The sequence below is a fragment of the Desulfoconvexum algidum genome (genome assembly GCF_055382125.1).
On the sequence record NZ_AP042394.1, the window covers coordinates 3,125,980 to 3,150,481 of the forward strand.

A 24,502-nucleotide genomic window follows, 5' to 3' on the forward strand; every position below is an offset into this window, starting at 1 on the left:
ATTTTTATCCGACTGTAATGCCCCAGCTTTTTACAAATTTGCCATCCACAGAAACGGCCATGTGGATATCTTGTTTTTCTTCCTTTGGCATGACGCCCAGAGACAATGTAAAATTAAGGGGATTCATCACCTCTGTTGACTGATCCTGGTCAATACTCAAATGGAGCTCCGAGCCGGATTTTGCAATGAGCCCTTTCACATCCTTGTCATCGGTGTGGAAGGCGGGAAAATATTTTTTCTTGATGGGGTCATACTCAAATACCTTGAACTGAAATTCCACGGTGGTATCACTCAAATCACTGTGCTGAAGAATCATCAGTTCTTGTTTGTTGGTAACAGAGACCTGGCAAGTGAGATCAATGGGGTCGGCAATCCCACCCTCCCAGTTGATGCCGGACATGACACCGGCAACTTTAACATTGTCCCCGGTAATATCTTCGGGATTGGTCACCTCTAAATCTGCCTTAATTTCTTTTCCTGCGACCTTTAGTGCGGCGATGTGCCCGATGTAATCCTGGGCATCTGGATAAAAATTAAACCCCTGGTCAACATTACAAAAATAATTGGTTGCTGGCATTTTGGCTCTCCTAACTTATGAGTTATTAAAAAAATATCTGATTTTTATAAACGGGCATCCAGCCTCAGTTCCACATCCATGCCTTCAAACTGGATATGGGGCAGGATGGACACGGCACAGTCATACCACCCGATCATGCCTTCACGTTCCACCACATTGACCGAATATGCCTTGAACGGATAATACTTGAGTGTCAAGTCATCGGGATTGACCACCGTGGTCACATATTTTGAGATCCAGTTGTCAATGCTGTTTTGAATGTAGGCGGCATCGGCAGAGCTTCCGATATTGTCCCGCATGATACACTTGAGATAGTGGGCAATCCTTGTGATGGAAAGGGTATAGGACAGGTTGGTGACCAATTGTGAATTTTCACTGTCCTTGGGATCCTTGAATTTTTTGGGTTTCTTGATGGACTGGGCACTGAAAAAGCATGCATCAGCAGTTCCCTTGCGGTAAATCAAGGGGATGAACCCGGAGTTGGCAAATTCCAGTTCCCTGAAATCAGGAATGACAAGCTCCACCGGCACCTTCATTTCATCTTCCCCTCGGATGTTGAACATGTGGACCGGCAGTCCGCTGACCAATCCACCGCCCTTGGGTCCCCTCAGGTATTGGCACCACCCTGAAGTTTCAAAGGATTTGACCATGTTCTGTGCAAACAGCATGGAGGCACTTCCCCACAGATAGTCCTGGTCATTGTCCCCGGAGACCGCCTCTGAAAAATTGATTTCCCGGCAGGGATTTGTTTCCGGATCATAGGGCAGTCTTGCAATATATCTGGGCAGGGTGAGTCCGATATAGGCGGCTTCTTCTGATTCCCTGAGTTTATTCCAGGAACCGTATTTGGGATGGTTCATCAATCCTTCAAGGTCCTTGATGGCCTCAAGTTCCTGGATGGAGTTGCATCCGAAAAATTTAGGGGATACAGAACCGATGAAAGGCGCATGGCTTGCCGCTGAAATTTTTCCCATGATCCTGAGCCAGAATTCGTCATCCGGCGTGTGTTCAAACTCATAAAGCCCGAGAATGGATCCCAGGGGTTTTCCCCCGTATTGATCATACTCGGCGATGTATACCTTTTGAAACAGGGCACTACCGGTGATATCCACGGCATTGCTTTCAAAGTCATCAAAAAGTTCATCCTTTGTCACGTCCAGAATATCGATCATGACATCGGCCTTGAAATTGGTGGTCAATATCATCTGGTTCAACGAGTTCCAATTGGATTCAAGCTCCTTGAATTTTTCATTGTGGATGATTTCATTTATCTGGTCATTGACCATGGTATCAATGCGGGCAATCACTTCAAAAACGCTGCCCTTGTCCAGACGACCGGAACTTGTGTCCACATTGTACAAGAGTGCAGCCATGCCCGAGATGAATCGGTTTTCTTCACTGACATCCTCGACAATGGTTTCAAGACCGTCCTTGATCATGGGCATGGGTTCACTGGCATCGGTCTTGAGCCGCATGCTTGACAAGAACCGCTTCAGGTCAATGGTGTCTTCCGCTGTTGTTGTTTCAACAGTTTTTTGATCAGTATCAGCCATATGTGTTACTCCTTTTTTTTAAAATTGCTGGTATCCTTAAGGCCTAGGTTTAATTACTGACCCTGGTTGATTACTGCCCGGATTTTGCAGCAGGTAATTTAAAGCTTTCAAAATCTTTGAGCTCTTCCATCATCTTTTTTAAAGCCTCTTCATTTCCCATGAGTTCGCCTAGAAGTTTTCTATAGCCTTTTCTATTGTCCACATTGGATACCACTTCTTGTAAAAGTTCTTTGAGCATCAAGAGCCCCTTTATTTTCGGAACATTTTTTGCCACCTGATCCGGTGAAAAAGATTTCATGCTGTCAAAGGGTAGATGAACCTGCATATCCTCATCCGTGTCCGGATTGATTTTGTTGGACACGGAAAAATCAAGGGATATTCCCATATCTTTCATGATGGCATCGGTATTTTTTCCATCCATGTTACGGGTATCTCTTTCTTCTAAATCAGTTTTCCGATCCTTGGAAGACCCCTGGGAAAAATCACCGGTCACCAGAAATCTCATGGGAAGGGTCAGATCTTCGGGCTGACCGTTCACTTCCGTTTTGTATCTCAGGGTCAACCTCGATTTGGGTATCTCATCCTGAATAGCCATATTGCCTCCTTGTTATGAGTTAAATATCATCTTTCTATCGGGTTTAATTGTTTTTATCATTATGCGGGCCTAGCGCAAGCTCCCGCATTCGGGACAGACCTAAAAAAAGGTCATTTTTTGATTTGCTTTTAAGTCTGCCGGTTAAGTATTGTGAAACGCACCAGTCTTCGTCCATATGGTTCTCTTCTGTGCGCCGGGGAAAAAGTGGAAATAGTCTGATATCATCCACAAAAAACTTTTTCCCTATTTTTGATGTAATGGCCTGGTGAATCTCCTTGATAACAGCAGCAGGGTCGATGGTCTGTCCATTACCGGTAAACACCAGCAGGTGAAATTTGGAGGCTGTTCCTCCCAAGGTCAGGATTTCCACCACCACCGTTCCACAGCATACCGTCATTGTTTGGACAATCTTAGCAACCAGTTCCTTGGGATAATACATGCCTTTTCTTGTGGATAGATTAAATCCAACAAACAGATTTTCAAGATAGGTTTGGGCCAGGATACAGGGGGTTGGCAGGTAGGATTCCTCATCCCCTTTCAGGAAGGCATTGACACAAAAAAGGCCAAGATCTCCCAGGGCCTGGGTGGTATCATCTTCCGTCATGGCCAGCTGCCATTTTCTGCCGGGCATGGGGGTTACATTCTGAAGGGCCTGTCCCCTTCGTTTTCTTGAAAACAGCAGGCAGCCGCCCATGGCAGTATTCCACATCATGCACCCGGCCGGGATATCTGTAAGTTCAAGTTTTTTGATAAACAGCTCCCATACATGCATGTCACAAGCGTCCGAGGGATCCCTGAACCATGAGTCCCATATTCTTACCCGCCGGGCAGGGCTGGCTATGAGGATATCCCGCAGTGCTGAAATGACACCCAATACTTTTAAAGGGTAAATGGTCAACAAATCAGGATCTTTTTGAATGTGTTTCATGGAAAGATGAAGATAAGTGGCCCCATTGAGCAGCACAGAAAAAATAAACGAAGGCTGTGTCAAACCTGTGTTAAATCCGGGTGCGGCAAATATATTCCCTGGACTTAAGCCTAACCCGACAAGGCCGTCCCTGATCCCGGACAGATAAAAAAGATCGGATAAAACCGTTTTGGGTGTAAACATATCCTGGCACATGGGATCAAAAAGCCTGGCAACCACCTCGCCGGCCATGTAGGTATGGGATGGAATTTTTGTGTCGATTTTTCCTATAATATTTTCATCAATTAATATTTTTTCCTGCCAGCTGGATAAAAGCGGATGATACATAGGATCTGTACTGATATAATCCGGTTGAAGCGCTTCCAGCTTTTTGTCGATCAAACTCTTTCCTTCGGGCATAATAAAAGAAAGGACCACCCCGGTTCGCAAACCAGCCAGAAGCGTTTCCAGGTAACCTATCCCGAATTGTTTTATAATACAGAGGGTAACACCCGGCAGCACACCTGAATTGCGCCAATGATTTGAGATTAATTCTGCCCTTTCACCCAGTGTCTGATAGGATACCTTTTTCCAGTGATTCACAGGATCATACCAGATGAAGGCCGGGGTCTCCCGCTTGCAATTGCGGGTGATCAGGTCATAAAAGAAATCATACTGCTTGAAGGGGCGACTTTTCCCGGTATTACCCAACAAGCTGTCCTGCTGTTTGCACAGCTCAGGCCAGAAGTCTGACTCCCCATCATAGCTATTTTCAAGCCATTCGATTTTTTCAGGGGGATCGAATCTTTCAAGATCCAGACTTTTTTTCATCAAAGCAAGCGTTGCGTGTTTCTCCATAATCAAACCACCTGTTTACCCCTTAACGGGGCATTCCCTTTAAAAAGAGACTATTGTCCTCCAGGATAAGTTTGTATTTTTTTTCCAGGGGCTTTTGCATGAACACCTTCCATTGGGCGGGATCGGTAAACATGCAGTAAACCGCGATGGATCTATTGTCTGGTTTGTCAAATTCGATTTTTGTTTTTTTGCCGGGTAAAATCAGGTTGGTGGATATGATGGTTTCATCCGGCGGGTTCAGCATGACCATCCCTGCTATACTTTGATAGTCCTGGGTAACAAAATCGTTTGAGTTAACCGTGCGGACCACCAGATATACCGGTTGCCCCTTGTTAGCAGTTTCATCTGCGGTTACGGTGAGTTTCAGCACTGGTTTTTTCCCGCCGCAGCTAAAAAAGAAAAGCGTGAAAACCAGCAGAAAAATCCAGAAGCCGATGGTCTTTGTTTGTATGGTTTTTTCCCTAAATATCATTGTTGTCATCCTGTTTTTTATCTTTTTTCCTTAAGTGGCGTTGCTTGAAATATAGTCCAGGGGTCTTTTTTGATGGAAAAAGAGATGGCCCGCTGCCATTGGATCTCTCCCGGGCTTTCAATATCCCACATATAGGTTAGGGGTTCAGGCGTATCTGCCTTGCCAAGGAGCCTGTAAAAACTCCAATAGGAATTGGGCACGGCAATATTGCCAAAAATTTTACCGGCCTTTTCTTTATCTTCCATAAATTCAACCCCCACCGATGCGCTATCTTGCTTCCACCACTCAAGACGGAAGGGGTGCCAGGTGGGCTGCTGGTTAAACCCAAACACCGTGGTTTGCCCAGACCGAAGATAGGAAAGAACCACATACATCAGGCTTTTCTCTGCCAGGGGCAATGGCTGGGGCTCAATTTCAAATATTAATGGCTGGGGCTCCCCTTTCCCATTGAAGAAAATTTTGGAAAGGGATGAAATATAATTCACCGTTTCAAACATATGGGAAGGGTATTTAAGGGATGTTTTAGCAAATTTTCTCGCCTGCCAAATTCCATCCAGGTCTTGTTTACACAGGGGGGCAATAACCGTTGTAAATTTATTCCAAAATTCACCGGTGGGATAGGCCAGACCTTTTAATTCTTCCGGTGTTACAGGCGCTTGAGCATGGGGATCAAAAGGAAATTTATCGATGATGGGGCTGATATAGGTATTTTCAACCTTTTCCCATTCTCGATCGATAATGGTTTCTATTTTTTGCTGTCCCAAAAGATAGGCCTGGAAAACAGGTGCGGTGAACGGATAAAGCCATTGTTCAGGAATACCGACACTGGCCCCCCATTTTTCAATCATTTTTAAATATGAATCCGGTCCATCCATAAAAATATCCAGACTGATTCTTGCTTCGGCCGGCAGCATGGCTTTTAAAATAACAAGGCTGTCACCCTCTGTTTTTACCGCAACGGGTTCACTGGAAAGAAGATCATCAAGGAGTTGCCTTAACAGGGCCTTGTATTTTTCCAGTTCCGGAAATTGATCTTTTTGCTCCTGCATCAGCAGCGGAATAAACCCCAAAGGCCTGAGTTTGGATTTGATCAGGTCAAAATAGGAATTATCGCCATATTCAAGTGCCAGGTTATCATTGAGAACCATTAAAAATTCTTGAAACTGACCCAGGGGAAGTGTCATCTGGGTGAGGATATATCTGAGTTCGCCCACGGAATCTGCATCTATTTTAAAGCCTTTATAATACGTCTTGTAGCTGTCCATATACTTGCGGGTATAGGCGTCAACTTCCCGGAACATAAAATTTGAGAACTGGGTTTTCTCCGCTTTATTTATTGGCAGTTTTTCCAGTAACCTCGGCAGTTCTTTGAGAACAGGCATGACATCCCGTTCATAGGATTTTTTGGTATATTTTCCATCCAGGGTTCCTTTGTTTGAAAAATAAAAATTATTGTCCGTAGAGATTCCCACCACCATATTATCATATTCGAAATCCGGTTGGAAAAATGAAGTGCCGGGATACCGGCTGTAATAGGATATAAATTTTTTGAGCAAGAGGACCATACTGCTTTTTGTGATCAGGTTATTGAGTTCATTGGAATTAAAATAAAATGATTTATTGTCGATTGTAAAATTGAAATCCAGTGTTTCCATGGGGGATAATTCCATCATTAGCCCCAGATTTTCAAACAATTGTTCCAGATTGATGGTGTCGATCTCATTGGGATCCAGTTTTAATTGCCAAAAATAATCAAGAAATTTTTTAAAGGCCTTATACTCTTGTTTGTCTGATGTTTTGCTGTTTTGGGCAAGTTGGTCACCGAGTATGCTTTCTGAGGCAAGAAGTCCTCTAAGGGTATCAAACCAGTCAGCCTCTATGGAATTATCCAATTCATCAATGAGTTTTATGGCCTCTTTTTGAAGCCTTAAAAGGGTTTTTGAACTCACAAAAGACTGTGTTTGTAATTTTTCAATATTTCTCAAAAACAAGAGCCAGGAACGCTCTTTGCGATTGGTATTGTATTGCGGTTTTTCCACAAAACCCTTGGGCGGGATCACCTTGTTCCAGGAGGTGTCACCCAAAGAGAGGTACCCTTCAATTATAGGCCGGGAAAGATTACACCGGGTAACCCAAAAATCCATATGATCCTTGATCAGGATGCCCAGTGTATTTGAATTGGAGGCATATATGAGCCCAAGGATCAACAGGTTTTTTTTCTGGGCATCATTTTGAATCGCAAGCGGTATCAGCTCAGGCCTCAGAACAGTTTGAATAATTTTTTCCTTTAGTCGATTTCTTGTTTTAATGACCTGTACATCGATTTTATTTTGGGCATCGGGGAAAAAATCGACTATAAACCGGGTGCTTAAGATTTTTTTCGATTCGTTTCCAAGATTATCCAGAAGGTCTCCCAGCTGATCATGGGTATTTGAATCTGTCTGATCTATTTGAATCAGGGTGGTGTCGATTTTTTCAAGGTTACTCATGATCTTTGTGAAATGAGTGTTCTCATAATGATAGGAAAACAACAGAAAGCCAAGGCCGGTAATTGTCAATGCAGCAGCAGCAATCTGATGTTTTTTCAGGGGATGATAGCTGCGAACTTTTTTTATGGAAACCCTTGGTTTAAAAGGATTGGAAAGGGGTTTTTCTGTATTGAGGCTGTCTGCCGTGAAAAATATGCGGTTGATGACAGGAGATGAGGATAGGGAATTGGCGTCTGTCAATATGCCGAGAAATCGGGTTAAACCCGATAGCATAACCGGGGCATTGTGACAAAAGGAAACTATTTTCAAATATTCTTCTGAGGATTGAGAAACCAGGGCATTTGAAAGAAATTCTTCATAGGGTTTGATACGGTTTTCTAAATCATTGAGCTCATGCTGATTTTTAATCTCCAATTCAAAGGGAAGGTTGTTGTTGTGCATAAAATCGGAAAATTCAGAAAAACCTGGCATCTGATTCATGAAGGTCAACGCTATCTTCAGGTTCACAGGCTGTTTTAAAATCCGGGACAGAACATTGATTTTTCCGCGAATCATTTGTGCCTGTTCTTTGAGCGATTCCGGGTCACCGTTTACCAGCGCATCTGCCTTTATGGTAATGACAACCGCCAGGTCTTTTTTCTTTTTAAAGCGCTTCCACAGGTTCACCAACGCCTTGCGGGTCAGTGTCGATGTGTCATGGAGCAGGGCAGCCGGTATTTCCTGAACAATAATCCTGGACCCTAGAAAAATCTGCAGCATGGGATCCTGGGTATAACTGGGATAAAACTGGTTGGCCTGGTTTTTCCAGTCCGAATAACCGTCGATGAGGCTGCTTTTACCCGTCCCGGCCTCTCCCATGACGATATAAGGCTGGTACATCATAATGGATCTTCTGAACTGGGCCGGAATATTCTTTAAAAATATTTTCCATATGGTTACAAGGCTTGCCGGCGTTACAACCGCTTCTTGGGGCTGCTGTATCTGAGGTGATGGTGATGCTGTTTGTTTCCTTCGTTTGATAATTAAGAATATCAACAGGACCAATAAACAAACCGCTATCAAAAAGGCGATGAATGTCCAGCTGATCGAAGGCATCTTCAGATAGGGACTTGCAAATATTTTTTTTATCCAATTCATCCGGGATTCAATCTCTTTATTAAAGGTTTACTTCCATGTCTGAAACCTCATCTGTCCGGATGATGATTTCGTTTTCATGGGTGGTCACAAAAACCGTATTTCCCTCTTTGATTTCCTCCTGGATAATCTTTTCAGCAAGCAGATCCTGAATACGGGTCTGGATGAGACGTTTTAAAGGTCGAGCTCCGTAGAGAGGATTAAATCCTTCCCGGGCAAGCAATTCTTTCACCTCATCATCCACCTCAATTTGAATCTGTTTGTCGGCAAGCAGTTTTTTCAAACGGCCCAATTGGATTTCCACAATGGGTTTCATTACCGCCATTGTCAATTGTTCAAATACGAGGATATCATCCAGCCTGTTTAAAAATTCCGGGCGAAAGTGGCCTCTGACAGCCTCCATTATGCCTTCGTTCATAAGCTTTGCTTCTTCTTCATTTTCAACCGGTTTTATGTTTGCCGACCCGAGATTCGAGGTCATAAGAATGATGGTATTGGTAAAATTAATCACCTGGCCATGGCTGTCCGTGAGCCTGCCGTCGTCAAACAGCTGAAGAAAAAGGTTGAACACATCCGGATGAGCTTTTTCAACTTCATCAAACAAAATAACCGAATAGGGTTTTCTTCTGACCTTATTGGTGAGGAGACCGCCTTCATCATATCCCACATACCCCGGAGGCGCTCCCACCAGCCGTGCCGCAGAATGTTTTTCCATAAATTCACTCATATCAAAACGAATGAGGGAGCGTTCATCATTGAACATGAACTCAGCCAGGGTCTTGGCAAGCTCGGTCTTGCCCACACCCGTGGGACCGAGTATCAAAAATGAAGCCAGGGGACGTTCGGCATCCTGGACCCCTGCCCTTGCCCGGCGAACGGCTTTGGCAATCACTTCAATGGCAGCATCCTGGCCCTTCACCCTTTTTTGCAGATGGGTCTCAAGATTAATCAGACGATCTTTTTCTTCATCCATCATTTTGGAAACCGGTATGCCGGTGAGCTTTGATACAGCAAGGGCAATATCCTGATCCGTGATGGCTCTTTTGATAAATTTTGCATCAGACATGTCCACGTCTGTATATTTTTCCATAACTTTTTCACATTCCGGAATCACCTTGTACTGAAGTTCTGCAACCCGGGAGAAATCTTCATCTTTGATTTTCAGTTCAAGTTCTTTTCTTGCATTTTTCAGTCGTTTTTGTGCATCCTGGACATCTGTCACCGCATTTTTTTCCGCTTCCCACTTCTGGGTAAGAAGGGTGCTTTCCTGTTCCAGTTCTTTCAGCAAAATTTTTGTCTGTTCCGACTGAGCGATTATTTTTTCCCCGGTTTCATTTTCAATGGCCCGAAGTTCAATTTTATACTGAACGATCTTACGGTCGATCTCTTCGATCTCTTTGGGTTTTGAAGCAAGCTCTATGCGAACGGTTGCCGCGGCCTGGTCGATGAGATCAATGGCCTTGTCCGGTAAAAAACGGTCGGTGATATACCGGTGGGAAAAAAGAGCGGCCGATGAAAGAGCAGCATCCAGGATCTGGACACCGTGGTATATCTCATATTTTTCCTTTATCCCGCGCAGTATGGTAAGGGTCTCCTCAATGGTCGGCTCGGCAACCATGACGACCTGAAACCGTCTCATCAGTGCCGTGTCTTTTTCAATATATTTTCTATATTCCTCCAATGTGGTGGAACCCATGCACCGAATCTCTCCCCTTGACAGCGCCGGTTTTAAAAGATTTGCCGCATCCATGGCACCTTCCGATCCTCCGCCGGCCCCTACAATCATATGGAGTTCATCAATATACAAGATAATATTACCAGCATCAGAAATTTCCTGGATCACCCGTTTGAAGCGTTCTTCAAATTCTCCCCGAAATTTTGCACCCGCCAGAAGCTGCCCCATGTCAAGGGCGAGGATGGCTGTCTGTTCAAGGTCCTTGGGGACATCCCCATTGACAATTCTCTGGGCAAGCCCTTCGACAATGGCGGTCTTGCCCACACCGGGTTCGCCGATAATGACGGGGTTGCTTTTAATCCGGCGGCTCAGTACCTGTACAATCAGCCCGATATCATTATCTCTGCCGATGATGGGGTCAAACTTGCCCTGTCTTGCCAGGGCAGTTAAATCTGTGGTGTAGGTGTTTAAATATTCAAATTCCCCAAAATTTTTTCCGGTCCCAAATCCTGGTCCTGCTTCTTTTAAGATTGTGCTCAATTCATCTTTGCTGGTACCGACCTCCTGGAACACCTCCATAATGGCCTGGTTTTCAAGGGTGCCCAGCAAAATATGATGGATGCCGATATATTTATCACCGGAAGCATCCACAGCCTCTTCAGCAACAATAAATATTTTTTCAAGATCCCGGTTCATGGGCGTTTCCTGGGCATCGGAAACGGCCTTGGGAAGTGTCAGCAGGTGGTTATTGATTTTTGTTTTGACAAGATCTATATCAATATTTGCTGTTTTGAACAGAGGATCTGCCGGTCCCTGTTTTTCATCGATGATGCTGAAAAGCAGGTGCCAGGGGGTTACATTTTGATGTTCATTCTTTACAGCCAGGCGACAGGCATTCTCAATGACACCTTGTGCCAGGATTGAAAAATTTTCAATAATCACAGCAAATCTCCATTTGTTTACGGGGCATTAAATTGTTATTCATCGTCCTTTGTCTGGAGGATGATGGATTCCTCCTCCATCTTTATCATTTCTGTTTCCTTTTCCGAGGTCCGTTGGATAGTAAACACGGGTTTACCCTCGGTATACAGATATTTCATGGATGTTTTACTCGACTCATTTTTACCGAACAAAAGATGATTCCCCTGGGTTTCCATGGGAAGCCTGGATCCCTCTCCCCAATCCAGAAAACTTTTAATTTCTGCCTGGTTAAAATACAAAGATAGAATTACCCTGGCATGTTTAAATGCCGGAAAATAAAAATGGCCGGTGTTAATCCCAGGTAGAAACGGTGCTTTGACATTCAGATCCCATAGGGGAACATGCACCGTGTAATTGTCCTGGGAGGTTTCTTCATGGGTATAGATCTGATAGGTTTTATCTGAGTCTTCTCCTGATTCGCTCACAACCTTGCCTTCTACCATGACCGGATATTTTGGGGTCACAAAGGGCGGCAAATGAACCTGGAGATTGTCTTCAAGCTCCAATCCAATGTTGATCTCCACGCCATAGGCAGCATGCTTTGCATTATAGTGTTCATCCAAAGCCTGTTCCCGGGCATGGGCTGATAGTTTTATCTTAAAGACTCGGAAATTTTTATCGGACAATAGAGTGTGTTTCCCCCAGTGTTCCTTTTCAAATTTTACCATGGTTCCAATGGTGCAGTTTTTAGAGGGAAACGCATCCATGGTTATCTCAATTTTTTCCAGAGGATTTTCAAGTTTTGCGGTTTCCAGCTTTTTTTTATCATCCAGCTCATTTTTAAGGGCGGTTCGCATGACAATGTCCTGAAAAAGTCCGGGGATTGCCTGGTCCTGTGATATTTCTATTTCCTGGTATTTTTCCGAGTGAACATTGAGAATTCTGGTGTTATACCGAAAAGATTCGGAAAAAAATGTATGAATATCCGCCACATCAACGGGACGGAAAACCGCAACGGATTTTAAAGCAAGCTTTTTGTCCGATAATTTAATGGTCGCATCCGTGTAATCATAAAAAAAGACGATGTTGCGAGAATGAACATACCAGATCAGAAAATCGTAAAAAGAGGCATTATAGGGTTTTTTCTCAAGGCCCAGAAAAATCATCTCCTGGATCTCTCCTTGAATCGACTCCTCCATATCCAAAGAGATATCCTCAACAACCTGGTCTTTGAGAACATCAAAAATTTTTTTATCCGTATACAATTTGACCGGAAAATGCTGTTTCCATAGGACCGCCGGCGCATCCTGAAAAGAGATTTCATAGGTGCGCTCTATAACCGGTTCTTTTTTCACTCCCTTGTAAACGGACTCCCGGACAGATTTTTGGGTGACATGGGCCTGTATGTCCAAGGGCTCAACGGTTTTTTCCCGAAGCGCATGGACACGATTGACAGAGAGCTGGACACGTATAAGGTCCTGGGTGACAAAGGAAGAAAACAGTTCGTCCTTTGAATCGTCTGAAAACAATCCAAACCCTGCCTTCCCCTCAAACCCGAAGGCATCCAGGTTCAGTTCACAAAATTTGATGTTGCCGCCGGCGATATCAAATTTTTTATTGTTAATCTGAAGCGAAAGTTTTATTTCCAATGACTCAGAAAACATATTCAGGCCTCTGTTGAGTTATATATATATTATATGATTATAAGTTTCCATTTGGTTCATTATAAAAACAGTCCGGACAAAGCGCATTGTCACCATCCGTTTTGGCTGCAACTGCCAGTATCGTTCTGCCGCAACGACTGCAGTGAATTGTCTTGTTGCCCTTTATTCTTTCCCGCTCCTTTCTTTCTTCTTCTTGTGTATCCTCTACTATAGGGTCTTGGGTTTCATCCTGGTCAGACATTGGCTTTTTGGGGGCTTTAAACGTCAACTCGGCATGGCAAGATTCACAAAGGGTCCAGATGCCCAGTTTTTTTTCCTTTCCTTTATCAATTTTTTTCTCGCATATTTTGCAGGTATTGGCAGTTGTTTTATGTTCCAAGGACTCTTTTTTGTCCAGAAGCTGAGGTTCTCCAGGTTCAATTTTTTGTTCAGTAGGGTTCATAAGAGCGTCAAAACAATCAAGGCAAAATGTCCAGTCAGCCACTTTTTTGCAATCATTTTTGAAAATAGTTTTACCGCAGCCCTTGCAATTCATATTCCCCATACCTCATTTTTTTGATGCTTAATAGTTTTCCCCATCGTCATTATAATCAGGTTCACCATCTTCAAAGCTTTCGGTGGAATCATTCTGCCCATCTCCTTGGAATGAATCCGGGTCTTTGAAATGAAACCCATTGTCCATATCTAAAAAACTTTGCATATCGATCTGGTACAATTTTTCCACGGACTTCCATGCGGCGGTGTCACGGCAGCCATCAAAGGCAAGTAATTGTTCTGTGTTCATTGCGAACAGACGGGTAAATGTTGAGAAAAAACGGGGAAAATAAAGTTGAGGATCAAAATTATTAATTATCTGGTTAATATCGGTTGCGACCAGGGCAGCTCCTGTGGTTTTATTTTCCGCGAGAAGCTGTTCAAAGGCACCCATTTTTTTTAAAAGTAATTGCAGATGGTATGATTCCGATCCATTTGCCAAATCATATTCTCCTTTTAAAAAGGGTACTTTTTGGGGAGCGGGTTTAGATTCGATTTCAATGGGAGGGCTCTCCTCTTGAATCTCCAGTTCATCGGAATCTTCAATATTTGATTCTATAACTTTTTCGTTCACAGGTTCCCGATAAATCAGGCGGTAAAAAGAGTCAAGCCATGCCGTTACCTTGGCCAATCTGTCAACCACGGTGGATGCCTGTTTTTCAAGAACAGCTTCCATGTCCTGTCCAAGGGCCTGAATTGTGTCCAACGCCTCCCGGACATTCTCCGGAGGGGTGTTATCCTGCCAGGACTGCCATTTTTCTCCTTTTCTTTTCTCTTCACTTTCAAGAATCTTATTGATCTTTTTCAAAAGCCAGTTCAAGCTGTTTTTTGAATGGTTTGTCCGATTTTTTAACGGTCCGACGGCTTCCCAGTTTTCACAAAAAATCTTTCCCAGGATATGAAAAATATCTTTTAATGAACCCGGTCCGACTTCATCGAAAAAACCATAGAGATAATAACAAATAATGCGAATATCATAAATTTCGTCTTGGAGTATTTTTTGGGCCTGTACTGCAGCATTGGAAAAATTGCCTTCCTGAACCATGCCAGCAATATCTGAGAATCTTGAATCAAGGGTATCCAATCCAGGATCTTTACTCACCTTGAATTTAGTGTTCAGTAGTTCTAAATCCAAAATATATACCTCATAAAAAGATTCATAGAACAAATAATCTAAAATATTCTTACAACAATAGATTCAATAAAGAAACACTTAAAATAAAAATATTGTCCCAAAGTTAGTCATTTATTTTAATCTTAAGGTTCAGGACGAGGCAACATATCCTTTGAAAATCCGGATTTGTTTGTATTGGTCTGTATTGCCCCGAATTTTATCATACCCCAGGTAACTGGAACCATGGAGTCTCACCCATTGTTTCTGGGATTTAATCACAAGGCTGACTTCCAGATCGATTCCCAGGGTTGCCAATATGGGAAACACCTCTTTTTTCAGCCTTTTTTTTATTTCTCTGGGCCATGGATAGCCCTGGGAAGTTAATTCTTCGTCACAGAAAAGTGTCACTTTTATAGCTGAAATCGAAACACTTGTCTTATCACCAAACACGGCATTTTCGCCCAGAGATGTGACCCCCAGTTTTAAAGGGTTCATGGCAAGCTGCCGTCGGAAACGACACTTGTCCACACAGATGTCAAGTTCCGGAAAAACAAGTTTGAAAAGCCAGTCCAAGGTTGCACATGATTTTAAATCAAGCATCTGAATATACCTGGACTTTATTTGTTCTAGATCAATGGACCGGTTCAAGTTTAATTCTGGATAAACCGATTCAAAAAACTTACAGATGAGGGAATGGTCAAAATATCCGATAAACAAATAAAAGGATTGAAGATTTATCAGCCCTTCGTCCATGGTTTTCTGGAAATAGGATGGCAAGGTGCCCTGGGCACTTAATAACCCCATGTTCAAGGTGAGGGTCACATTTTTAAAGGGTTCTTGCTGGAATTGAATTCTTTTAATGAGGCCTGCCTGGGAACACAGACTGTTATAACTTTTAAATATTATCTCCTCGGGCGAATATCCCATGAAAAACAAGAGCCGTAAAAGAGAAATTATATCAAAATCATGTTTCCGCCTGGATATTTCGGTTTCAATTTTCCTTGGATCAATGGTGTCATCCATTCCCATGGCAGTATTTTCTCTCATGAATGTTTGTCCTGGATTTCAAAGGCTTCCACCAGGTCTTCAATCTGGGCCAGGCTTTTATCAATGCATTGGTTAAGCCCTTGGATTTCTTCATCAGACGGTACCAATTTGTCTGTGGTCGAAAATCTTAAATCCAGCAATGGTTTTAATTGATCCATTAAATCATATAGGAACTTGCGGTTTTCCCCTGAAAAGTGCTTGCCGATCGTTTCTCGTATTGAGACATATAATTCGAAATATCCAGCCGGAATCATGGGCTTGTTTTGTTTTAAACCATGATTTGGGGAAGTCCATTTTCCCCGCAGTCGCTCCGGGGAAAATAAAGTGTCTATTTTGTCACTCATAATACCTCTACTTTGTTGGGGGCAGCCGATTTTTGTGCTCCCATCACGTGCACCGAATAATTCATATAACTTCGATGGTGAACACGAACCGTCCAGGGCAAATTTTCTTTTTCAAATATCAGTTCCAGGTTTGGAATTGCCTGGGAATGACCCCCCTTTGCAAAAAGTGATCGTAGTATCCTTTCACTGCTCCCCTTTGCTTCTGATCTCTGGGAATGCCCTCCCAGCCAGTTTTCGACCGGGGACGCATTGGCATTCCAGTCGTAGGGGGTGGAAATAATTGCACCTGCCCCTGGTTTTAAAACCCTTTCAATCTCCTGTAAATGTAGATAAGGATTGCCCACACAGTCCAGAAGATTCAAACTCAGTCCAAAGGAAAACACTGAATTGGAAAAGGGAAGATTCAAGACATCACAGGCCCAGAAATCCACATTTTTATCATCCATAAGACCGGTTTTTATGGTTTTGCGTTCATATGTGAGCCCCACCCTTCTTTTTGGATAGGTAAAAATACCGGTCTCCAATACCTTTGCTGCGGCCTGGAGCATGGTAAAATTGAGATCAATGCCCAGTACGGGTGTTTTAAAAACGCGTGACAGTTCAAAGCTTGTTCGTCCCACAGAACATCCTAAATCCAGGATGGGGCCATCAACCAGCGGTGTCATTTCCGGCAGAGTTTCAGCGAGAAGGCGCAGAGCAGATCCGGGTTTTGCATCCGGCTGTTCCGGTTCATTCGGATCAAGATCACCATAATGATCATACCCGTATGTGCTAAGATATTGACGAATGGATTCATGCATGGATCCAGGTCCCATACAGTCTCCCAATAAAGATTCAATATCTTCTGAAAAATTATTTCTCTTAACAATGGAAAAGGCAGACTGACGGATAAACTCCCGTATATCGGCCACAATGACTGGGATTCCGTCTATAATCGGGTATTCACAACAACATGCAGGATTTGTGCAAATTAAAATTCCCTCAATTATCCTCTCTTTTCTTTTTAGTAAAACACTGTGGAGTTTAAGTGGGTACTCCCCCAATTTTTTTTCTTTGCATCGGGGACATAAGGGTTTAACTTTTTCAAAGTGGCTGAGATTGATGGAATTATCCTCCTATCATAACGGTGGGGCATCCGGGAGGCAGTATTTTTCCGGTTGGCGAAGGAATGGGTGCCACACAGGATACATGGGCTGTCATATCGTTGACCCGCGCAGCAGGCAGACCTCCTATCATAACCTTTGTTGAACCCTTGGCAACGGTTCCAGGCCCTGCTGGAACGCAACCGGGAAGTATGCAGGGGGTGGTCATACTGCCCATTTGAGCGGCCGGCATACCGCCAATCAGAACATTGAAAGCACCCGTAATAATGGTCAGGGGAACAGCCGGATGGGGAACAGGTGTCGGGACAGGAGCCGGCGGATGAATGGGCGCATGGCAATGGGGGTTATCCTGTAGAACCAGATCTCCTACTCGTGCTGCCGGAGGCATAATGACATTCTCCTTAATTTTTATGGCACATTTTACTTCATTTTGCCGGTTAAGAATATTTTTACTCAAAAAATTTAGTAACATTCATTTGTTATAAAAACAAGAGATTTAACTCCGATACAAATCCTGACATCGTTCCCCCAGGAATAGGTACTTTTCCACTGACGCTGCCGGCAAAATGCCCCATGATTCTCTATATGCCGATTGTCTTTTCATCCCGGCCCTCGCTGATTAATGTCACCAGGGCAGTCTTGCGATCACGGTCCTATTGCAGACCTTCAATCCTCTTTTTATTCTTGTTCTTGACAAACCGTAGCTTCCAATCCTAAATACAGGGAGAAAAAATTTTGCTTTTGCGTTGATTTCGATAGATCGGAACTGTCAAGTTTTCATAATGAAGGAGTCTCAAATGCCCAAGGAAAGCACGCTTGATTCACCCGTTTTTTACTGTGGCCCCACCAGTCATGGAAAGTTTGGAAAATACCGGCTGTATATGAACTGGGACGCTCCATACCTTCAGTATAAGAAAAATATAGGAAAAAAATTATATTTTAAAAACATTATTTCATGGGATGCAAAAGCCGGCGGGTATATCGGAAATATTATCGATACCAAACAGCCTCCCAGGATCATATTAGAAACCCAGTCAAAGTCTAAAATTTTCAAAAGGGAATTTGCCTTCCGCCATGAGGACTTTGAAAATTGGTTGTACTGGATCATTCGCGGAATTCTCAAATATTCAAAAGCGCCTTTGCCCGATGATAAATTAACCGGATTAACCAATAAACACCAGGCCAAAGTAATCACCCGCCGGGATAAAAATTATTTTGACCAATCCCACCAGGTATTTGTCAATACCTATGATCGGATCCAACAAGAGGAAAAAAACCAAAGCAAAAAGAAATCGGGCAACCAACGGGGTCTTGTGGGTCTGTTCAAAAAAAGTCCCCAAAGCCCGAACAAAATGATCGATGCCCCTTTAACCTCCGGGACACAAGGAATCCGTGCTGAAGGCGGGACCCTGTACGACACAAAGATACTAAAAAAACTCGGTTCCGGCGGTTCGGATACCGTAATAGTTGAGATGAACCGACTCCTGTCCCCGATATTGCCGCCTCAGAACGGTGTCGGCCAAGCTGGGGTCAGGCCAAGCGAACCGATGGCTGTAAAATTAGCAAATCTCAAAAAGGATACACTGGTCGATGCCGGCTTCTATGGGGGGGTTCAAGATCTCATCAAGGAAGCCAGAATCATGGCCGCACTGGGAAAACATAAAAATATCGTGGGATTGATTGATGCCCACGCAGGCACGCGATTTTATCTTTTTATGGAAAAGGGATACCATGATCTGGCCGTGTACACCCCCGCCAATATGAAGAAAAAAAAATATCCCCCCCTCACCCCCCCACAGATCCGAAAATATGCTGTCGATATTCTTACCGGCATTACGCATATGCATTCAAAGCGGATATACCATCTGGACATGAAACCGGAAAATGTGATTCTCTGCAACGCGGATACTGCAAAACTCATTGACTTTGGTTTGTCAAAAACCAGGCTTTTAGAACCGGTCAAACAAAAAATGCTGGACGAAAAATGGCACCTATATGGTACGCTGGGTTACAGACCGCCGGAATCATGGAACCAAACCCATTATTCCCAAGAAAGCCATTTAATGCAACGGGATGATTATGCCGTGGGGATGACTATATTTGAAGGGCTCCTGGCCCATTACTGCAAATGGGAAGGACTTAAGGCGTCCACGTCTGAAGACGCATCCTCTGTGAAAAAACGAATCGCCTACTGGGAGGAAATGCACCGCAAAGAAAATTTTAGAAAAAAACTTGAAGCCAACGGACTGCTGATCCTGGCAGATGCAGCGGCAAGATTGATCGATCCTGTACCGGCAAATCGTTTCTCCGCGGGTGAGGCCCTGGGATTTATCATTCAAGATAAAAAACAATATCGGAAAGATAAACTGTCAGGGGGCAAGGATGCATTAAACGCATTGAAAGAGTATCAGTTTATAAAAACCCAGCTTTCCAAATCAAGGCAATAATTTCGTTAAATTTTTTCAGCGAGAGAAATTTTTCTGTTTATTGAATAATTCCATTCGTTAAATTATGTATTTTTTTATCTAAATTTTATAAGGATGTCCAGAATCCAAGTACAGACTACATGCTTGCTGAATTTCAATATATTGGCAAATGAATATTAAATTTGGAAAATATTTTTAATTTTTGACATTAATACCAGGTTTGATAGAATTAGCGATATTATGATCAGCTGAAGGTATTCTTTACGACTCAGAATTGAAAAATCTTAACCTACGATGAAAATTCATATTCTTTTAATTCACTATTTTTATCAGGAATAAAAAAACATGGAAAAGAAAAATCGGATCTTGATTGTAGACGATAATGACAGTATCAGGGAAGTGCTCCAGGCCATGCTGGAAAGACTTGGCTATGAAACGGAAACTGCCCGGGACGGTTTTGAGGCACTATCAAAGCTTGTTTTTGATATTGATTTAATCCTGCTGGATATCCGTATGCCTGGAATGGACGGGTTTGAAGTGCTAAAAGCGATACGCAGGCAAGAAGATTATAAGGACATCCCCATCATCATGGTAACCGGTCTGAGCAGCCGGGAAGACAGAATCCGCGCCGTGGAAGGCGGTGCCAACGACTTTATTGCCAAACCCATTGATCTGACCGAAATCAAGGTGAGAACCACCTCATTGTTAAAGATGAAAAAGGCCCAGGACGATTTAAAACGCCACCAAGAGGAGCTGGAAAAGATCGTCCAGCGCCGTACCCTGGCGTTGCGTGCGTCAATGCAGGACGTTGTAAAAGCACAGCGTCAGCTCCAGGACGCCCACATGGAAACGATTTACAGACTTGTTGTGGCAGCAGAATTTAAGGATACGGGGACAGCTTCCCATATAAAACGAATGAGCCTTTTTTCTGGCATGCTGGCGACTTTGATGAACCTCTCGTCCGGTGAAGTTGATATGATCCTCCACGCAAGTCCCCTCCATGACATAGGTAAAATAGGAACCCCTGAAGAGATTTTGCTCAAACCCGGGCGATTAAATCAACTGGAATGGAATTTAATACAGCAGCATCCGGTTATGGGAAGCCAGATCCTTGTAAATTCGGATTCAATCCTATTGCAAACCGGCGAAATCATTGCCATCAGCCACCATGAAAAATGGGATGGCACCGGATATCCCTTTGGATTAAAACAAGAAGAGATTCCTTTGAGCGGAAGAATATGTGCCATTGCAGATGTCTTTGACGCACTGACAAGTGTTCGCCCTTACAAACGAGCCTATTCCAATGACAAAACCCTTAAAATTATGGAAAAGGGAGCAAGCGCGCATTTTGATCCCCACCTTTTTGCCTTGTTCACGGACAATATGCGAGAAGTGGAAGATATCCAAAAACAATATGTCACTGAGGCATAGCCCTCCCCCCTGACGATGACAACTTCAATTTTTGCCCGGCATCATGGGCAAAACGGATATTGGCCCCATGTGTTTTCCGATAAAAATCTGTCAAGGGTTCAATAACGCCAGGCTTGTGTCCTGCTGACAAATCTTGCAGATAGGCAATAGTGTGACCCATGATTTCGCGTCCCCCGATTTTGCCATGGGCCGGAATAACCATTTTAACCCGGGGGTCACGCTCCCAGCGCTGCAGTTGTGTAATCCAAGGGGAAAGCGGACTCTCTTTTTCAAGACAGGGAAAAGGTGTTTCCACAGTATCCCCCATGAACAGCATGCCAAACTCCTCCAGAAAAACAACAATGGAATCAGGGGTGTGGCCGGGCAAATGGTTGAGTGTTAATACCAGGGATCCAACCTCAATGGAAAATGTATCTGTAAAGGTTTCATTGGGCGGCACCAATTTTATTCCCTCCCACAGATGGGGTTCTGCCATTTGTTTTTCATGCAGGGTCACGGGCACATCCCTATGAAAGCGATCCAAACAAAGGTCATGACCAATAATTCGGGCATCTTTCCAGGGCAGTGCCCCCGTTCCCCAAATATGATCCCAATCTCCATGGGTGTATACAATGGTAACGGACCGGCCCTGGATCAGGGGCAGCAAAGGTGCCATGTCCCGGGGATGGGAAAGTGTGTCCACCAATACCACCTCCCTATCCCCCCGGATGACGGCCCCTCTTACACAAAAGTCTTCCAACTTAACTTCGGTCAGCCAGACCTGCTCATTTATTTTTTTTAATTCCATTTTTTTTAGTATCCCACGAAATTTTATGCCATATCCTGTTAAAAAACAATTGGAATTACAAAATCGTGGAACTGATTTCCCCATGGCAATTAACTTTTAAATATCCGATCCGTATATTTTATGCTATCTTTTTGATCAAATACATATACTCATATAAAAGGGGAACAATGAAACTTCTTGGTGTTTTGATAATCAGTATGATGTTTTTTTCCTGTGCAGGCCAACGCCCGGAAAATTTAGGGATACACAATGATCAACTGACAAGGTGTTCGGGGAAGCCCAATTGTGTCAGCAGCCAGGATGAAGATGAAAATCATTTGCTTCCGGTCTTCAGGTACCAAGGAGAAAAAGAGGCTAATTTCAAGAAATTAAAAAAAATTATCACCTCATTGGATGGAATGACCCTTATTACGGAAAACGACAATTATCTGCATATTGAATGCAAATCAGCCGTCATGGGGTTTGTTGATGACCTGGAGTTTTATTTTTCCAAAGAAAATGTCGTCCAGGTGCGATCCGCCTCCCGGCTTGGATATTCCGATTTCGGCGTCAACCGGAAGCGGGTGGAAAAGCTTCGTGAACTGTTTACTGCAAAATAAATTTCATTTATAAGAAATTATCGAAAAAGGATAGCCCCAGGTGAAGTCAATAGACCGTCTGTTAGAAAAAATTTATAATCTGCCCGTTGAAAACAAAATTGCTGCCATCAGAAAAATTTTGTTTGAAACTGTTCTTACGGTTTTTTGTGTTCTCGGTTTCATTGCCGTCATAATGGGTGGGGTTGAAGTTTATCTGCAAGGACGATGGGAAATCGTTTTCTTTTACATCGGCGCATATCTGCCGGCACCGATCTGTTTTCTTTTACGGGAAAAAATACCCTACAAGTACCTTACAAATATCGTGTTACTGGACATTTATATTCTTTCGGTATTGATTTTGGGGGGAGTTGGGCTTAGTGGTGCAGGGATTCCTCTGTTGATAACTTTTTGTGTATTAACAACAACCTTCCAGGGAATCACACGGGGACTTGCCGCCATCCTGATGAGTGTTGTTGCCATTTTGTTAATCGGAACGGCCATGAATACAGGTCTCATTCCAATAGATATTGTTGCAATGACCAACTCAACACGCATGGAAGCATGGTTTATGGCATCTGTCCTGCTGCTGTTAATTGGGAGCATCATGGTGGTTTGCCTTGGGGTACTCCAGGACTCTTTGCAGAAAACCATAAAAAATCTTCAAGAAAATGCGCTTGAACTAAAAGCTTCAAACCAACAGCTTGAAAGGGCAATGAAACACCAGAGAAAAACAGAAGAAAAATACCGCACAATGATCGAATATTCCAATGATATGATATGGACCTTGGACAAGGCAGGTCATTTTACATTTTTTGATAAGCAGACTGAAAAAATTACCGGGTTAAAGCGGGAGGACTGGATTGGAAAATCATTTGTTCCTCTAATGCTTGAGGAAGATTTACCCATGCTTGGGGAAATTTTAAAAAAAGGGTTTGAGGGGGAATCTTTAAGCTATGAATTAAGGTTTAAAAACCAGGATGACAACATACTCACGATTTCAGTCACCACTGCCCCCCTGTTAAAGAATGGAGAGGTAAACGGATTGGTTAGCTTTGGCCGGGATATTACGGAAGAAAAAAAGCTCAAAGCCCGACTTCTATTATCCCAGAAAATGGAATCCATCGGTACCCTTGCAGGCGGCATTGCCCACGACTTTAATAACATTCTCTTTCCCATTATAGGCCATACCGAAATGCTGATGGAGGATGTTGGCGAGCAGAGTCCTTTTCATTCCAGCCTGAATAAAATTTATTCAGGTGCCATGAGAGCCAAAAACCTGGTAAATCAGATCCTGACTTTCTCCCGTCAAGACAAAAATGAATTAAAACCGATGAAGATGCAGCCAATCATAAAGGAAGTATTACTCCTTATCCGGTCAACCATCCCTGCAATGATTAAAATCAACCAGGATATCAGTCCCGACTGCGGGGTAATAAGGGCTGACCCGACCCAGTTGCATCAAATTATCATGAACCTTACCACCAATGCCTATCATGCCATGGAGGAGACCGGCGGGGAGCTGACCATAACCCTGAAAAAAATTGAGCTGGGCAAATATGATCTGTTAACAACGAATATGAAACCAGGTACCCATGCCTGTCTTTCAGTGGCAGATACCGGCATGGGCATGGATAAAAATTTAACAGAAAAAATCTTTGATCCCTTCTTTACCACCAAGGAAACGGGCAAAGGCACCGGCATGGGATTGTCTGTTGTTCACGGGATTGTTACGGGTATGGGCGGCGCTGTACAGGTATATAGCGAACCTGGTAAGGGAACCCAGTTCAATGTGTATTTCCCCTTGGAAAAATCTTGTGTGACTGAACAGAATATCGAGAATATAGACCCTGTTGTGGGGGGCGTTGAAAAAATTTTACTGGTGGACGATGAACAAGCAATTCTTACAATGGAAAAACGGATGCTGGAGCGGCTGGGGTACCAGGTTACCCCATATGGCAGCAGCATTGAAGCACTTGAAGCCTTTCGTAATCGCTCGGATAAATTTGACCTGGTCATCACAGATATGGCAATGCCAAATATGTCCGGAGACAAGCTGGCCGTAGCCTTAAACCGGATACGCCATGATATTCCTATTTTGATGTGTACAGGCTTCAGTGAAAATATGACCGAAGAAAAGGCAGCTGCCTTGGGAATTAAGGGTTTTTTAATGAAGCCCATTGCGATGCGAGACTTTTCAAAAAAAATACGGGAAGTACTGACATAGAGTCAAAGCACATATCCAAGGAAATTGCCTCCCTTAATTTTTGGTATAACCGATTCTGCACAACTCCGG

General features: G+C 43.4%; 20 protein-coding genes. 4 read left to right on the forward strand and 16 right to left on the reverse strand.

Annotation, left to right across the window (positions count from 1 at the left end):
• Positions 1-4: 4 nt before the first annotated feature.
• The 15 genes from ACZ45G_RS14500 to ACZ45G_RS14570 all read right to left on the reverse strand — a co-directional run bounded on the left by ACZ45G_RS14500 (position 5) and on the right by ACZ45G_RS14570 (position 17,375).
• Positions 5-577, reverse strand: coding sequence for a hypothetical protein (locus ACZ45G_RS14500; protein ID WP_464179317.1), 573 nt, complete (start codon positions 575-577; stop codon positions 5-7).
• A 44-nt stretch (positions 578-621) separates the two neighbouring features.
• Positions 622-2,130, reverse strand: a complete 1,509-nt coding sequence (gene tssC, locus ACZ45G_RS14505) for a type VI secretion system contractile sheath large subunit (RefSeq protein WP_464179319.1) — start codon at positions 2,128-2,130, stop codon at positions 622-624.
• A gap of 70 nt (positions 2,131-2,200) precedes the next feature.
• Positions 2,201-2,725 carry a type VI secretion system contractile sheath small subunit gene (gene tssB / locus ACZ45G_RS14510; protein WP_464179321.1) on the reverse strand — a complete coding sequence of 175 codons (525 nt, stop codon included), beginning with the start codon at positions 2,723-2,725 and terminating at the stop codon, positions 2,201-2,203.
• Between the two features lie 43 nt (positions 2,726-2,768).
• On the reverse strand, positions 2,769-4,490 hold the full coding sequence (locus ACZ45G_RS14515; protein WP_464179323.1) for a hypothetical protein: 1,722 nt from the start codon (positions 4,488-4,490) through the stop codon (positions 2,769-2,771).
• A gap of 22 nt (positions 4,491-4,512) precedes the next feature.
• Positions 4,513-4,962 (reverse strand): hypothetical protein, encoded by a 450-nt coding sequence (locus ACZ45G_RS14520; protein ID WP_464179325.1) that lies wholly within the window; start codon positions 4,960-4,962, stop codon positions 4,513-4,515.
• A 17-nt stretch (positions 4,963-4,979) separates the two neighbouring features.
• Positions 4,980-8,333, reverse strand: a complete 3,354-nt coding sequence (locus tag ACZ45G_RS14525; protein ID WP_464179327.1) for a hypothetical protein — start codon at positions 8,331-8,333, stop codon at positions 4,980-4,982.
• A complete protein-coding gene (locus ACZ45G_RS14530) occupies positions 8,287-8,583 on the reverse strand; it encodes a hypothetical protein (RefSeq protein WP_464179329.1) in 297 nt (98 codons plus the stop codon). The genes ACZ45G_RS14525 and ACZ45G_RS14530 overlap by 47 nt, the downstream gene beginning before the upstream one ends.
• A gap of 24 nt (positions 8,584-8,607) precedes the next feature.
• On the reverse strand, positions 8,608-11,202 hold the full coding sequence (locus tag ACZ45G_RS14535) for an ATP-dependent Clp protease ATP-binding subunit (RefSeq protein WP_464179330.1): 2,595 nt from the start codon (positions 11,200-11,202) through the stop codon (positions 8,608-8,610).
• Between the two features lie 35 nt (positions 11,203-11,237).
• On the reverse strand, positions 11,238-12,845 hold the full coding sequence (locus ACZ45G_RS14540) for a hypothetical protein (protein ID WP_464179332.1): 1,608 nt from the start codon (positions 12,843-12,845) through the stop codon (positions 11,238-11,240).
• Positions 12,846-12,882: 37 nt separating this feature from the next.
• Complete coding sequence (locus ACZ45G_RS14545) at positions 12,883-13,389, reverse strand: hypothetical protein (RefSeq protein WP_464179334.1); 507 nt, start codon at positions 13,387-13,389, stop codon at positions 12,883-12,885.
• A gap of 18 nt (positions 13,390-13,407) precedes the next feature.
• Positions 13,408-14,514 (reverse strand): type VI secretion system protein IglI family protein, encoded by a 1,107-nt coding sequence (locus tag ACZ45G_RS14550; protein WP_464179336.1) that lies wholly within the window; start codon positions 14,512-14,514, stop codon positions 13,408-13,410.
• 129 nt (positions 14,515-14,643) lie between these two features.
• A complete protein-coding gene (locus ACZ45G_RS14555; RefSeq protein WP_464179338.1) occupies positions 14,644-15,540 on the reverse strand; it encodes a hypothetical protein in 897 nt (298 codons plus the stop codon).
• On the reverse strand, positions 15,537-15,884 hold the full coding sequence (locus ACZ45G_RS14560; protein ID WP_464179339.1) for a hypothetical protein: 348 nt from the start codon (positions 15,882-15,884) through the stop codon (positions 15,537-15,539). Before ACZ45G_RS14560 ends, ACZ45G_RS14555 begins: the two co-directional genes overlap by 4 nt.
• Positions 15,881-16,795: a methyltransferase domain-containing protein gene (locus ACZ45G_RS14565; protein WP_464179342.1), complete on the reverse strand. Its 915-nt coding sequence runs from the start codon at positions 16,793-16,795 to the stop codon at positions 15,881-15,883. Before ACZ45G_RS14565 ends, ACZ45G_RS14560 begins: the two co-directional genes overlap by 4 nt.
• A gap of 196 nt (positions 16,796-16,991) precedes the next feature.
• A complete protein-coding gene (locus ACZ45G_RS14570) occupies positions 16,992-17,375 on the reverse strand; it encodes a PAAR domain-containing protein (RefSeq protein WP_464179344.1) in 384 nt (127 codons plus the stop codon).
• Between the two features lie 409 nt (positions 17,376-17,784).
• Here ACZ45G_RS14570 and ACZ45G_RS14575 point away from each other — a divergent pair, with 409 nt between their 5' ends.
• Together ACZ45G_RS14575 and ACZ45G_RS14580 are read left to right on the forward strand one after the other, a co-directional pair.
• Positions 17,785-19,434, forward strand: a complete 1,650-nt coding sequence (locus ACZ45G_RS14575) for a protein kinase domain-containing protein (protein WP_464179345.1) — start codon at positions 17,785-17,787, stop codon at positions 19,432-19,434.
• 324 nt (positions 19,435-19,758) lie between these two features.
• Entirely contained in the window at positions 19,759-20,844 is a 1,086-nt protein-coding gene (locus ACZ45G_RS14580) for an HD domain-containing phosphohydrolase (RefSeq protein WP_464179347.1), read from the forward strand.
• Here ACZ45G_RS14580 and ACZ45G_RS14585 read toward each other — a convergent pair.
• The gene (locus ACZ45G_RS14585) at positions 20,831-21,631 is read right to left on the reverse strand and encodes an MBL fold metallo-hydrolase (RefSeq protein WP_464179348.1); all 801 of its coding nucleotides are present in this window, start codon (positions 21,629-21,631) and stop codon (positions 20,831-20,833) included. The genes ACZ45G_RS14580 and ACZ45G_RS14585 overlap by 14 nt on opposite strands.
• Before the next feature lie 167 nt (positions 21,632-21,798).
• On the opposite strand from ACZ45G_RS14585, the gene ACZ45G_RS14590 reads away from it, so the two are divergent.
• Together ACZ45G_RS14590 and ACZ45G_RS14595 are read left to right on the forward strand one after the other, a co-directional pair.
• On the forward strand, positions 21,799-22,230 hold the full coding sequence (locus tag ACZ45G_RS14590; RefSeq protein WP_464179349.1) for a DUF1499 domain-containing protein: 432 nt from the start codon (positions 21,799-21,801) through the stop codon (positions 22,228-22,230).
• A 40-nt stretch (positions 22,231-22,270) separates the two neighbouring features.
• A complete protein-coding gene (locus ACZ45G_RS14595) occupies positions 22,271-24,433 on the forward strand; it encodes a hybrid sensor histidine kinase/response regulator (protein ID WP_464179351.1) in 2,163 nt (720 codons plus the stop codon).
• The last annotated feature ends 69 nt before the right edge of the window (positions 24,434-24,502 follow it).